The following is a 13,867-nucleotide window of genomic DNA, read 5'->3' on the forward strand; positions in this document are numbered from 1 at the left end:
TCCTCGTCCTCGTCCTCGCCCGCCGGGCCGGCCCGGCGGTGTTCCGTCGTGGCGCAGGATCACCCGTAGGCGTGCATGCCGCCGAAGAAGTGGTTGCCGAAGAACGTGAAGAGCACGGCACCGAACCCGATCACGAGCAGCCAGGCGGCCTTGTCGCCGCGCCAGTCGCGGACGACGCGGGCGTGGAGGTAGGCGCTGTAGATGAGCCAGGTGACGAGCGAGGCCGTCTCCTTGGGGTCCCAGCTCCAGTACGAACCCCACGCGACGTCGGCCCAGATGGCGCCGAGGACGATCATCGCGGTGAGCATCGGATAGGCGAAGATCGCGCCGCGGTAGCCGATCTCGTCGAGGAGTTCACGTCCCGGCAGGCCCCGCCAACGCACGTGCGGCCGGACGAGGTAGAGGACGGCGGCCGCGGAGGAGACGGCGGCGCCGCCGTAGGCGAGGACGGCCGTCGCGATGTGGACGGTGAGGAGGAGGTTGTTCTGCAGCGCCGGGATGAGCGGCTTGACCTCGGTGGGCTGCGCGAGGGCGTAGAGGAGGATCCCGGCGGCAACGGGCAGGACGGCGAGGGAGAGCGTGCGCACGCGGTAGCGCCACTCGAACCACACGTAGGCGACGAGGATGCCCCAGGCGAAGGACGTCGCGAACTCGTGCTGGTTGGTGAAGGGTCCGTGACCGGTGACGATCATCCGGGCGAGGAGCGAACCGGTGAGCAGCGCGAGCGCGATCCACACGAGACGGCTGCTGTACCAGACGAGCCCGGGGGGTGCCACGGCCCCGGCGCCGAGGTCGATGTCGGGCTGCGGGCGTTCGTCGAGGAGGACGCCGCCGTGGCCCGCCGGGGAGGCACCCGCGTAGGCGTGCTCGCGGGCATGTTCGTGGCTGCGGGAGAAGCCGACGATGTTGGCGAGGAGGGCCACGATCACGAGGAGGGTGGCCGCGACGAGCAGATACTGACCGAGTTCGAACATGACTCTCACACCCTGGTCTCGTGGTCGTGGCGTGCGGTGGGGGTCGGGGTGGTCCCGAGGCGGGCGACGTCGTCGGCGAAGCCTCGGAACCAGTTGCGGAAGGTGACGTCGGACTTGTCGGAGGTGGCCGCCCGCACCCGGGTGCCACCCTCGACGGGGTCGACCCGCACCCAGACGCGGCGGTGTGTGAAGCCCATCGTCGTGATGAGGCCGATCATCATGAGGGCGCTGCCGATCCACACCCAGATCGCGCCCGGGTCCTTCTTGATCATGAGGCCGGTGAACTTGGCCTCGCGGTCGAGGGTGACGGTGTAGCCCTCGGCGGTGACGGGGTCGCCCGGCACGAGCCGCTCGCTCGCGAGGGGCCGGTCGACACCGGGCTTCTGGAGCTCCATCTGCGCCTGGCCCGCGGGGATGTCGCTCTGGACCTGGCCGGAGGCGGGGGTGACGATGTACAGCTCGAGGTCGGTGCCGGGAACGGTGACCCGGCCGATGGAGTGTTGCTCGTCGTCGGAGGTGTACTGCAACGGGATGCCGTCGGAGAACACGCGCCGCCCGTTCGCGTCGGTGACGGTGACGACGGCGGAGGTGCCGAACCAGGACTGGTGGATCGCGACGCCCTCGTGGCGCAGCGGCGTGTTGACGCGGACGTCCTGTCGCGCCACCTGGGCCCCGTCGTCGTAGAGGACGACGTCGCTCACGTAGTCGAGGGGGCGCCCGTCGGGGTGATACGTGTCGGAGAAGCCCTTGACCTCCACGGTGAGTCCGGTGTCGTGTCCGACGTCGACCTTGCCGCCGACGGTGACGGGGACGTTCTCGGAGAAGCCCGTGTTGGCGCTCACGAGCATCCCGACGAGGAGGACGACGAACGAGGCGTGCGCGATGACGGTGCCGAACGGCATCCACCGGTAGCGGTCGGCGTAGAGGCCGTACCCGGCACCCTTGGGATCGTCGAGGACGCGGTAGCGGCGACGGCCGAGGAGGTCGCGGAGGTGGGCGACGGTCTCCTGCGGGGAGGTGGGCACGACGACGGTCTCGCGGATCTTCGCGTGGTCAAAGAACGGCTCGGTGACGTGGAGGTGCGGGCGGGTGGCCTTCTGCCACATACCGGGCAGGCGGTGCAGCGTGCACGCGACGATCGAGAGGCCGAGCAGGACGCTCGTGAGTTTGAACCACCACGAGGAGAACGTCGAGAACGCGCCGACGGCGTCGAGGATCGGCACCCAGCCGCCGTACTTGGGTCGTTGGGCACCGAGCCAGTCGGCGTACGACTCCGGGTCGGCGCGGATGTCGGCGGGCACCTGCGCGATGAGCGCGCCGACGAGCGTGAACACGGCCATCGCGAGGATGAGGAGCAGGCCGACCTTCTTGTTGTGGAAGAAGGCGAAGACGCGGTGGAAGAACGCCTCGACGGGCGTGTCCTGCCGGCGGGACCGGCGAGGCGCGGGCTCGGCGGGCAGGGGCTCGAGGTCGTCGTCGAGGATCTCGGGTCGCGTGTGCGTGTCGGTCATGGCGTCTCGTTCACAGGAGGGTGGGGGTGAGGGCGGCGACCCGGTCGAGGAGGCCGGTGATCATGAGGAATCCGGTGAGGACGAGCAGTCCGCCGGTGAGCAGGGCGACGGCCGTCTCGTGACGGCGGAGACGACGAAGGTGCGTCGTCACCTGGCCGGCGCCGGCGGCGACGAGGACGAACGGGATGCCGAGCCCGAGGGAGAACGTGAGGAGGAGCCCCGCGCCCTGGAACACGGTGCCGCTCACGGAGGCGAGGCCGATGACGCCGCCGAGGATCGGGCCGATGCAGGGGGTCCATCCGGCGCCGAACGCGAGGCCGAGGAGCGCGGACCGTCGGTAGCTCGGGGTGAGGGCGGCGACGTCGATGCCTCCCGGCCCGGCGCCGAGGAGGCGACCGGTGGAGACACCCACCTGTCGACCGAGGAGGGGGATCTCGACGAGGCCCGCGACGTGGAGGCCCATGAGGACGAGGACGGCGCCACCGACGACGCGCAGGGGGCCGCGGAGATCGCCGACGGCGTAGCCGACGAGTCCGATCGAGGCCCACAGCGTGACGAACACGGCGGTGAACCCGGCGACGAACGCGAGGGACTGGGTGACCGCGGCGCGGCGGGCGGCGCGGGTGCGGGCGAACTCGTCGGGCATCGAGCCGACGAGGTATCCGAGGTAGACGGGGACGATCGGCAGGAAGCACGGCGAGGCGAAGGCGACGATTCCGGCGGCCAGCGCGAGGAGGAACGTGACCTCCACGGGGTCAGCCCTTCGTGGCCGAGGGCGTCGGCACGTGCGTGGGCGAGGTGCCGCCCCCGCCCGCGGCGGCGCCGCTCTTGAACCGGTCGAGGTGGCTCTCGACGCTCTTGGCGAGGTCGGAGTCGGGATCGATCTCGACGAGCTTCTTCCACGCCGCCTCGGCCTTGTCGAGCTTGGGCGGGTTCGTGGCGAAGTAGAGGAATCCGAGGTCGTAATAGGCGTTCGCGTTGTCGGGGTCGCGGCGGAGGACCTCGTTCCAGTGCTTCTCTGCGGCGGGCAGGTCGTCCATGTTGAAGTGGGCGACGCCGAGGGCGAGGCGTGCGTCGACGTCGTCGGGGTTGAGCTCGACGATCCGGGTCTGCGTCTCGGCGGCCTTGCGGTAGTGCCCGGCTCGGGAGTACTCGTTCGCGAGTTCCTTCATGGCGGCGGTGTTCTTCGGCTCGGCGGCGATCTTCTTCGTGAGCCGGTCGACCTTGGCCTGGTCGAGGGAGGGCTGGGTGGGCATCTCGGTGGGCATCCCGTTCGCGTGCGGGTCGGCCGGGGCGGAGGAGGCGGCCTGTCCGGCGGTGCCGGCGGTGGCGGGGTCGGTGGTGTCGCCCATGTTGTAGACGCCGACGACGACGAGGGCAAGGGCCGCGGCGATGCCGAGGGGGACGAGGGGTGAGCGCCGACGGCGCGGGTTCGTGCCCGACGGGACGGGGGCGCTCCTCGCCCCGCTGGCCGGTGCGGTGGCGGGGGCGGCCGTGTGGGTGAACGCGGCGGTCCGCTGGCCCCGGGCCCATCCGTCGAGATCCGGTGGGGCGTCGGCGAGGAAGGCGTCGAGGGCCTCACGCGTACGCGCGACGTCGGTCTCGTCGGCGTCGGCGTCGAGTCCGAGCCAGGCTCGGGTGGCGGAGGGGTCGCGGGTCATCGGGGTCCTCGGCGGGTGGCAGGGTCGGGCGTCTCCCCCACCTTTCCGGTTGGGGCCGGTCTCTTCCATCCGTCGGCCGTCACGTTTCGGATAGGGGCCCCGGGACGTTCGATACATCCCCCGGCCTACCCGGGGTACATCCGTGGTGGCGATCGCCGACGCCCGACGGGCCGTCCGAGGAGCGGCCGCGAACGCGCCGGGAGGGGAGGAGACGCCTCCTCCCCTCCCGGGGTGTCCTGCGGTGTCGTCCGCGAGGGGTGGCGGGTTACTTCTTCGCCGCGGCGGGCGTGCCGGTGCCGGCCGTCGGGGCCTTGGCCGGGGAGCCGTCCGGCAGGTCCTCGGTGTGGACACCACGGAGGGCGAGCTGACCCTTGCGTGCGGCCTCGTTGGCGTCGTTGAGGACGCGGAGCGCCTCACCGGGGGCGTGGAACCCGTTGGAGTTCTCCGAGACGATCCAGTCGATGTAGAAGCTCGCCTTGCGCTGGTAGGCGCGGGCGGCCTCGAGGTCGGCCTTGTTCGTCTTCGGATCCTTCGCGGCCTTCTCGAGGTCGGTGATGAGCTCGGAGAGGGCCTGGCTCGCCTGGTTGCGGGTGTGGATGTGGCGTTCCTGGATCTGCGCGACCCGGTCCTTGATCTCCGCCTCGTCCTGTTTGTGGCACGTCTGGCAGGAGGCGTTGACGTTGAGCATCGGGCTGCGCACCTGGTGGTTGCTGATCTTCTTCGCGCCCTCACGCTCGTAGGGCATGTGGCAGTCGGCGCAGCTCACACCGGAGCGGGCGTGGATGCCCTGGCTCCACAGCTCGAACTCGGGGTGCTGGGCCTTGAGCATCTTCGCGCCGGTGAGTTCGTGGGTCCAGTCGTTCCAGCCGGTCTCGTTCCAGTACCGCTCCTCGTCACGCACGGTGTTGCCGTACTTCCAGGGGAACGTGACGGTCTTGCCGTCGCCGGGGAACGCGTACTCGACGTGACACTGGGCGCAGACGAAGCTGCGCATCTCCTGGGCGGTGGCGTCGCGGTTCACGTCGAAGTCCTTGACGCCCTGGGAGGCCTTGAGCTGCTTGATGCCCTCCTGGAACGCCGGCCGGGTGATGCGCAGCTTCATCGTCTTGGGGTCGTGGCAGTCGATGCAGCTGATGGGGTGCTCGGCGAGCTTGGTGGCCTCGGCGTAGGTCATCTTGTTGAGCTTGTCGAAGCCCTTCTTCGCGTCACCCTGGCCGAGGTCGTCGTAGATCTTCGGCATCGAGGCGTGGCAGTTGAGGCAGGCGCCGGGCTGCTTGAACTCGGTGACGCGGCGGGTGCTGCGCTGGTCGACGAGCATGTAGGCGTGGCCGCGCTTCTCGCGGTAGTCGACGGAGAACGCGTAGCCCTTCCACATCTGGACGAGGCGGGGGTCGACCTCGATCTTCTGCTCGGTGACGACCGTGCGGGGGTCCTGCGCGGTGGGGTCGTGAGGCATCGCCTCGGAGCCGCCGTGCTGCGTCTTCGCCTGGTCGGCGGTCCGCTTGTACGAGTCGTACTGGAGCGGCCAGTTACGGCCCCACACGGCCGGGTCGACGGTGTTCTCGTCGATCTCGGCGACGCGGACGAACTGGTCCTCTGCCTCGTGCCGGCGGTCCATGATGCTCACGAGGAGCGCCGCCACACCCACCGTCACCGCGGCGACGACGAGGATCGTCAGCCCGATGAGGGTCTTCGTCCGCTTCGAGGGGTCTCCCGGTCGCGGCGCGTCGGCCTTCGTCTTCCCGGCCTTGGAACTGCTCATCTCATCACCTCTTGTGCCCGACGTCGGTGTGACACCTGATGCAGGAAATCTGTTCGCCCGGAGTCCGCGTGACGTGGATCGTCTCGGTGAGCTCCTTGTGGCAGTACACGCAGGCGTGCTCGGTGATCTGCTTGTTGTGCGGGCGGATCTGGATCTTCATCGGGTAGTCACGCGTCGTGAACTTGAGCGAGTGCCAGAACCCGTTGTCGGCCTTGTTGATGTACTTGGCGACGTAGTTCCCGTGGGGGGCGTGGCAGTCGTTGCAGGAGGCGACGTTCTTGTGGCTCCCCTTGAGCCAACCTGAGTACTGGTCGTTCATCGCGTGGCATTGGACGCACGTCTGCGGGTTGTTGCCGAAGTAGGCCCACCCGCCGGCGTATCCGAACGTGAAGACGCCGAGACCGAGGACCGTGCCGAGGACGAGCGCGAGGGTGGAGTAGACGAGTCCACGCATCCCGACGGCGCGGGCGAGTGTCGTCCACCACCGCGGTCTGCTCATGTCGTCCACCTCCGGTCTCGCACCTGCGGGGCGCGACGTGCCGGCCCGGGGTGGGCGCGCACGTCGTCCCTGGCCCGATTCTCGCGGTGGGGACGTGTCCTCCCCCACCCCTCCACGGATAGAAATCCGGTACAGCGGGGCAGGTGAGGGGTCTATCTCGCGGGGCTATCCGCCCGGGGGTCGGGGTGTGCCCAGGCCCTGCCGCACGATGTAGGCGGCCGCCTGGATGCGGTTCTCCATGCCGAGCTTCTGCAGGGCGTTGTGGACGTGGTTCTTGACGGTCCCCTCGGTGATGCAGAGGCGGGACCCGATCTCCTTGTTCGACAACCCGTGGGCGACGAGTCGGAGGATCTCGAGCTCACGGGCGCTGAGGAGGTCCTCGGGCCGGGTGGGTGCCGAGGTGCGGGGCGTGGGCGTGGTACCGCGGAGTTCGGCGAGGAGACGGCCGACGAGGGCGGGCGCGACGGGGGTCTCGCCGCGGACGACCGCGCGGATCATGTCGAACAGCTCTGCGGGGCGGAGGTTCTTGAGGAGGTAGCCGTGCACGCCGAGCCGCACGGCCCGCATGAGGTTCTCGTCGTCGTCGTCGACGGTGAGCATGACGACCTTGACGTGGGGTAGTCGTTCCCGGACGAGGCCGGCCGCCTCGATGCCGTCGAGGACGGGCATCTCGACGTCCATGACGACGACGTCGGGGCGGAGTGTGTCGGCCTGTTCGACGGCCATGAGGCCGTTGGCGGCCTCCCCGACGACGGTGAGGTCGGGTTGGGTGTCGATGACGGCGGCGAGGGAACCGCGGAAGAGTTCCTGATCGTCGACGACGAGGACGCGGACGGGGTCGGTGGGTGGCGTCGTCATACGTGGATCGGGGTATGGGGTCGGGCCGGGGCGGGATGCCGGTCGGCGGAGGCGCGCACGGGGCGGGCGTGGACTGCGGGGCCGTGCTCGCGGAGGGCGCCGGGCACACGCGCGGCGGGGACGTCGAGGGTGACACGTGTGCCGTGGCCCGGCGCGGAGTCGACCGTGAGGTGCCCGTCGAGGAGGTCGGCCCGCTCCCCCATGGTCGCCAACCCGAAGCGCCCCTCGGCGACCCGGGCCGGGTCGAAACCGGCGCCGTCGTCGGTGACGGTGACCCGGACGAGGCCGGGCGGGGTGGTGATGCGGACGTCGACACGGTCGGCGTGGGCGTGCTTGCGCACGTTCGTGAGGGCCTCCTGCACGACGCGGACGACGTGGTTCTGGTGGTGGGGTGGGAGGGCGTCGGCCGCGTCGGTGTCGGCGTGGAGTGTGGCGACGATCCCGGTGCGTCGGGTGTAGGCGCGCAGGTAGCCGTCGAGGGCCTGGGTGAGGGTCCGGTTCCGGCCGTCGGAGGTGGTGCGGAGTCCGAGGATGGCCTCGCGCACGTCGGCGTAGGCCTCCTCGCAGAGGGCGGCGACGTCCTCGATCTCGTGGGCGGCGGCGGGCGAGGCGGTGACGTCGGGGCGGGCGGCGATCGCGTGGAGGCGCAGGTGGGCGGCGCCGAGGGCCTGCGCGAGGCTGTCGTGCATCTCGCGGGCGATGCGGTCGCGTTCGGCGAGGGCGGCGTCGTGGCACTCGTGGTGGAGGCGGGCGAGGTGTCGTGCACGGTGGAGGGCGAGGGCGAGGGTGGAGGCGATGCTGGCGTGGGCGTCGTCGGTGAGGGGCCGTTCGGCGTCCTCGGCGGTCACCGTGAGGGTGCCGACGGGGGCGCCGTCGACGGTCAGGGGGAGGACGCGGACGACGGTGTCGGGCGCGTCCGGCTCGTCGCCGAGGCGCCAGGTGGTCCGCACCCCGCCGGGTTCGAGCGGGGCCGTCGTGTCGAGCCGAGCGTGCGCCGCGCCGGTGACGTCGAGCACCACCCGCAGGCACTGCACGACGACGTCGTCGGGAGTGCCGGGGGCACGGGCCGCGGTCGTGACGGCGTCGATCGCGGCGAGGTCGCGGGCGCGGCGGCTGCTGTCTCCGTGGCGGCGTTCGATCCCGGCGACCATGGCGAGCGCGAACACGACGGTCGCGAGCACGAGCACCGTGTCGACGACGAGGTGCCCGTGAACGGGCCACCGGTCGACGACGAGGGTGTGACGGAGCGCGGTGAGGACGAGCAGCGCGAGGCACGGGAGGACGACGGCGAGGATGCGCAGGCGCGGGAGCGTGTCCACCGCGCCCCGGCGCGGGGCGGCCGTGTGCGTCGTTCGGGCGCCGCTCATGACCACCTGCCTCCTTCGCATCCGCCGTGGATGGGCCGACGCGGAGGAATTTACCGGTTTCAGTCGTCGAAATACGTTGTTCCGGGTCGGGGCCTGTCGACGTCAGCTCATGAGCACCTGTGCGACGAGGAGGATCCCGCCGAATCCGAGGACGAAGAGGACCATCGGCCACACGAACCGGAGCCAGTGGGAGTACTTCATGTCGAGCATCTGGAGGGTCGCCATGACGAGGCCGGTGGGGGCGAGGTAGAGCATCGCGTACTGGCCCCACTGGTAGGCGCAGACGACGATGTACCGCTCGATGCCGACGGTGTCGGCGAGGGGCGCGAGGATCGGCATGGAGAGCACGGCGAGGCCCGAGGAGGACGGGACGACGAAGCCGAGGACGAAGAACACGAGCAGCATCGCGAGGACGAACACCGGTCCGCTCATACCGCTCACGAGGCGGGAGGCCGAGTCGAGGAGGGTGTCGCTGATGAGGCCCTGGTTCATGACGAGGTTGATGCCGCGGGCGAGACCGATGATGAGGGAGACGCCGACGAGGCTCGAGGCGCCCTCGGTGAACGCGGTGGTGAGCTGGGATTCGCTGAGGCGTTCGGGGCCGGTGGCGGAGAGCAGCATGACGATGATCGCGATGGCGAGGAACGACGATGCCATCGTCGGGAACCACCAGCCCTGGCTCATGACGCCCCACACCATGATCGGGAACGCGGCGACGAACAGGACGAGGACGACCTTGCGGCGCCAGTCGAAGCGGATGTTCTCGGCCCCCTCGGTGCCCATGCGCCACTGCTTCTCGAACTTCCCGCGATCCTCGTAGGAGTAGGAGAACGTGGGGTCGGCCTGGACCTTGCGGGCGTACCACCACAGGTAGACGCACACGACGACCGCGCCGACGGCGCACCCGAACACGCGCCACCACAGGCCCTCGGTGAACTGGATGCCGGCGGCGTTGGAGGCGATGACGACGGAGAACGGGTTGATCGTGGAGAACGTCGTGCCCATCGACCCGGCGAGGAAGATCGCGCCGACGCACACGATGGCGTCGTACCCCATGGCGAGGAAGATCGGCACGAGGATCGGGTAGAACGCGACGGCCTCCTCCTCGAGGCCGCAGGAGGTGCCGCCGAGGACCATGAGGAGCGCGACGGCGAGGACGAGGAGGAACTCGTGCCCCTTCGTCTTCTTCGTCAGGGCGACGAGGCCGGCGTCGAACGCGCCGGTGGCCTTGACGACGCCGATGAGTCCGCCGAGGACGAGGATGAAGACGATGATGTCGGCGGCCTCGATGGTGCCCTCGACCATGGACTTCGTGAGATCGGCGGCACCGGCCGGGTTCTGTTCGAGCCGCTGGTACGTGCCGGGGATGGACACCGGCTTGGTGAGCGACCCCGACGTGAACTTCTCGACGTCGATCTTGACGCCGAGGCCGTCGAGGGTCTTCTGCGTCGCCGGGAGCGTCTTCTCCTCGCCCTGCGGGGAGGTCATCGTGAGCGAGCTCGACGCGGGCGTGTACTCGAGCTTCGCGTACGACCCTGCCGGCACGAGCCACGTCGCCCCGATCGCGAGGATCGTGAGGAGGAACAGGATCGTGAACGCCGACGGCACGGTCAGCCGGAACCGGCGACGCGGCCTGGACGTGGACTCGGTCAGCGTGGCCTCGGTCGACATCGTCGACCTCCCTTCGGACGAACGATCCTCTGACGCACCTCACCCCCGGTCGGGGTGATCCGACGCTACTCCCGAGAACCTCGGTTCGTCGGTCACTCCGCGAAGCACGCGGTCGGGTGTCTCACCTCAGCGAGCCACGCGTGACCCTCGGTGCTGCGCACGTGTCGGAACCGGGGACCGCTGCGGTGCGCGCTCGGGTCCCGCCCTCAGGCCCGCGATTCCTGACGGAACTCGTCGTAGGTGTCGGCGAGGTAGGCGATGAGTTGCTGCTTGAAGCCGGGCTTCTCGAAGAACATGTCGACCAGGGCGGTGTTGGCGTCCTGCCGGTCGAGGATGAGGTCGGCGAGACGTTCGGCGAGGACGAGTTCGTAGGCGGAGCGGTCGTTGTTCTCCGCGACGACGCGCAGGTCGGCGCTGTTCTTCACGACGGTGCGCTGTTGGTCGACCCACACCTTGTCGGTGTCGCCGAGGTCGGCGCCGAACTTCTCGTTCATCGCGGCGATGAGCGCGGACAGCTTGTCGAGCACCGGCTCGGCCTGCGTGCCCTTGCCCTCTCCGGGCAGCGCGACGCCGGGCTCGTCGCTGCCCTCCAGGGCGATCGAGCCCTCGTGCGTCGTCGCCAGGCGCAGGTGGGTGAGCTGCACCGACTTGCCGAGCTGCGGCATCGGGTCGTGATCGCGGGCGGGCAGATCCGACAGGAGCATCCGGCCGTAGAGGTAGAGCCGTTCGAGCTCCGCGTCGGTCCACGGCATCACCTGGGCGAGGAACGCGTACGTCCGCACGAAGTGCTCGAGCGTCGCCCGGAACGCCTCGGCGGCGTCGGGGTCGGTCTCCTCGATGGTGATGTAGCGGCCCACGGCAGGCGCGATGTTGGCGTACATCTCGCCCTGCCGGGACTCGTCCCCCTCGAGCAGGGTCGTCACGGCCGCCTCCATCTCGGGCGCCGACAGCACGCCGGCGTTCATGAGGTCGTGGAGCTGCGTGTAGAGGATGTTCGGTTCGGTGGGGGTGGCAATGCTCTGCTCGTAGAACGGCTCGAACGCCTCGCGAATCTCGTCGGCGGTGTTGGCGAAGTCGAGGACGAACGTGTCCTCCTTGCCGGGGGTGGTGCGGTTGAGGCGCGAGAGGGTCTGGACGGCCTTGACCCCGGCGAGTTTCTTGTCGACGTACATCGTGTGGAGCAGGGGCTCGTCGAACCCGGTCTGGTACTTCTCGGCGACGACGAGGAGCTTGTTCTCGTCGTCCTTGAACTTCGTGGGGAGCTGCGATTCGGGGAAGCCGTTGATGCTCGCCTCGGTGAGCACGACCTCGGGCGCGTCCTCCTCGGTGACGGTGCCGGAGAACGCGATGAGGGTGCGCATGGGGCGGGCGCCGGTGTCGTAGCCCTTGAGCTTGATGTACCGGTCGATGGCCTCGTGGGTGCGCACGGCGTGGAGGCGGGAGCGGGTGACGACCATCGCCTTGGCGCGGCCGTCGATCTTGCTCATCGTCTTCTGCCGGAAGTGTTCGACGATGACCTCGGCCTTGGTGTCGAGCTCGTAGGGGTGCAGCGAGGCGAACCGAGCGAGGGCGGCGCGCCCCTTGCCCTTGTCGATCTCGACGTCGACGCGCGGGTCGGCGTTGGCGAGGCGGTAGTAGACGCCGTACGTCGTGTAGTTGGCGAGGACGTCGTGGATGAACCCTTCGTCGATGGCCTGCCGCATCGAGTACGTGTGGAACGGGTGGAGCCGCCCGTCCGCCCCGCGCTGTCCGAAGAGTTCGAGGGTCTTAGGTTTGGGCGTCGCGGTGAATGCGAAGAACGACAGGTTGCCGGACTTGCCGCGCAGCCGGGCGGATTCGAGGAGCAGGTCGTTCGCCTCCTCCGCCTCCTCGGCTTCGGCCTGGGCGGCCTCGGCGGCGGCGAGGGCGTCGTCGTCGCTGGTGAGAACGGTCTTGAGCTGCTTCATCGCGTCGCCGCCGGTGGAGGAGTGCGCCTCGTCGACGACGACGGCGAAGCGCTTGCCGGCGATCTCGCGGGCGGCGCCCTCGGCTGCGGCCTTCTTGGCGAGTTCGACGACGACGGGGAACTTCTGCAGCGTCGTGATGATGACGCGGGCCGCGTTGCCCTCGAGGGCCTCCTTGAGCTGGGAGGAGTGCTTGTCGACGCGGACGATCGTGCCGGGGGTGTGTTCGAGCCCGGCGACGGTCTCCTGCAGCTGGCGGTCGAGGACCTTGCGGTCGGTGATGACGACGACCTTGTCGAAGATCGGCCGCTCGTCGGTCCCGTGGAGCCGGGAGAGGCTGTGCGCGGTCCACGCGATGGTGTTCGACTTGCCCGACCCCGCGGAGTGCTGGACGAGCCGGTCGACGCCCGCGCCGTCGCGGTGCGTCGCGGCAAGCAGCGAGCGGACGGCGTGCCACTGGTGGAACCGCGGGAACAGCACCCGCCGCTCGCCCGTGTCGCGGTCGGTGGAGACGTGGATGAATGAACCGAGCAGGTCGAGCCACGCGTCGCGCTCCCACACCTGCTCCCACAGGTAGGCGGTCTGGTAGCCCGAGCTGTCCGTCACGGCCGGGTTGCCTGCGGCGCCGGGGTTGCCGGGTCCGGCGCTGCCCTGGTTGAACGGGAGGAACCGGGTCTTCTCGCGAGCGAGGCGGGTGGTCATGGCGACCCGGTGGGGGTCGACGGCGAAGTGGACGAGGGTGCGCCCGGCGAAGAGGAGGTCGGCGGGATTGCGCTGCTCGCGGTACTGAGCCATCGCGTGGTCGATGCCCTGCCCGGTGAGGGGGTTCTTCAGTTCGGCGGTGGCGACGGGGATGCCGTTGACGGCGAGGACGAGGTCGAGCGAGTCGAGCGGGTTGGACTCGGAGTGGTGCACCTGCCGGGCGACGCCGAGCCGGTTGGCCTCGTACCGGGCGACCTGTTCGTCGTTGAGGCCGGACGCGGGCTTGAAGTAGGCGAGGCGCACGGGGACGCCAGAGTCCTTGACGGGGTTGCGGAGCACGTCGAGCGTGCCGCGATGCTTGATCGCCTTGACGACGACGGCGAGCAACTTGTCGACCGCGATCGCCTCCCCGCCGTGGCGGGTGACGAGCTGCTGCCACGCCTTCGGCTGCGAGGCCTTGACGAACTCGATGACCTCGTCGGGGAACAACCCGAGCTTGCGGTCGTACCCGGACGGAGCGAGCCGCCCCCACCCGTGCCCGAGCAGATGGGCCTCGATGTTCGCCTCGAACGCCGACTCACGCGTGATCGTCATATCTCTACCCCGGAATCCTCGTCGATGCCGTCGTCACGTCGAACTCCCCCGTCGCCGCTGCCGTGATGAGGGACTGCTTGTACTCCTGAAGGTGCTCTACTATTGCCTTAATGGAAGCACGCATGGCGGCATGATTCTCGCTTGCGCGGTGAAGCTGTCGAATCCTCCGAGCTTGCTCTTCCCGGGACGGGAGTGGAACCATGAAGGATGCCACCTCGGAAAGGTTGATGACACCCTGTGCAGCGCCATATTGGACCCTTTCAACATTCCACTTGCCCAAGGGGGAGTTGAAGAAGGAAGCCAGCCAATGTGGGTCAAGACTGGG

Annotated in this window: 11 protein-coding genes; all 11 read right to left on the bottom strand. The window is 69.5% G+C overall.

Going from position 1 to position 13,867, the window contains the following annotated elements; all coding sequences use genetic code 11:
• Positions 1-59 precede the first annotated feature (59 nt).
• On the bottom strand, positions 60-974 hold the full coding sequence (gene ccsB / locus MOPEL_RS08575) for a c-type cytochrome biogenesis protein CcsB (protein ID WP_040633622.1): 915 nt from the start codon (positions 972-974) through the stop codon (positions 60-62).
• Positions 975-979: 5 nt separating this feature from the next.
• Positions 980-2,485, bottom strand: coding sequence for a cytochrome c biogenesis protein ResB (gene resB, locus MOPEL_RS08580; protein WP_009482494.1), 1,506 nt, complete (start codon positions 2,483-2,485; stop codon positions 980-982).
• Between the two features lie 10 nt (positions 2,486-2,495).
• The gene (locus MOPEL_RS08585) at positions 2,496-3,236 is read right to left on the bottom strand and encodes a cytochrome c biogenesis CcdA family protein (RefSeq protein ID WP_009482495.1); all 741 of its coding nucleotides are present in this window, start codon (positions 3,234-3,236) and stop codon (positions 2,496-2,498) included.
• Positions 3,237-3,240: 4 nt separating this feature from the next.
• Positions 3,241-4,146, bottom strand: a complete 906-nt coding sequence (locus MOPEL_RS15950) for a tetratricopeptide repeat protein (protein WP_009482496.1) — start codon at positions 4,144-4,146, stop codon at positions 3,241-3,243.
• A 265-nt stretch (positions 4,147-4,411) separates the two neighbouring features.
• Positions 4,412-5,908, bottom strand: coding sequence for an ammonia-forming cytochrome c nitrite reductase subunit c552 (locus tag MOPEL_RS08595; protein ID WP_009482497.1), 1,497 nt, complete (start codon positions 5,906-5,908; stop codon positions 4,412-4,414).
• A gap of 4 nt (positions 5,909-5,912) precedes the next feature.
• On the bottom strand, positions 5,913-6,407 hold the full coding sequence (nrfH, locus tag MOPEL_RS08600; RefSeq protein WP_009482498.1) for a cytochrome c nitrite reductase small subunit: 495 nt from the start codon (positions 6,405-6,407) through the stop codon (positions 5,913-5,915).
• 165 nt (positions 6,408-6,572) lie between these two features.
• Positions 6,573-7,265, bottom strand: a complete 693-nt coding sequence (locus MOPEL_RS08605; protein ID WP_009482499.1) for a response regulator — start codon at positions 7,263-7,265, stop codon at positions 6,573-6,575.
• A complete protein-coding gene (locus MOPEL_RS15955; RefSeq protein ID WP_009482500.1) occupies positions 7,262-8,632 on the bottom strand; it encodes a sensor histidine kinase in 1,371 nt (456 codons plus the stop codon). Before MOPEL_RS15955 ends, MOPEL_RS08605 begins: the two co-directional genes overlap by 4 nt.
• 102 nt (positions 8,633-8,734) lie before the next feature.
• Complete coding sequence (locus tag MOPEL_RS08615) at positions 8,735-10,303, bottom strand: YfcC family protein (protein WP_009482501.1); 1,569 nt, start codon at positions 10,301-10,303, stop codon at positions 8,735-8,737.
• A 206-nt stretch (positions 10,304-10,509) separates the two neighbouring features.
• Positions 10,510-13,542 (bottom strand): type I restriction endonuclease subunit R, encoded by a 3,033-nt coding sequence (locus tag MOPEL_RS08620; protein WP_009482502.1) that lies wholly within the window; start codon positions 13,540-13,542, stop codon positions 10,510-10,512.
• A 4-nt stretch (positions 13,543-13,546) separates the two neighbouring features.
• The coding region (locus tag MOPEL_RS18140) for a restriction endonuclease subunit S (RefSeq protein WP_009482503.1) at positions 13,547-13,867 on the bottom strand (321 nt) is incomplete at its 5' end.

Origin of the sequence: Mobilicoccus pelagius NBRC 104925 (genome assembly GCF_000247995.1) — a bacterium.
Lineage (GTDB): Bacteria > Actinomycetota > Actinomycetes > Actinomycetales > Dermatophilaceae > Mobilicoccus > Mobilicoccus pelagius.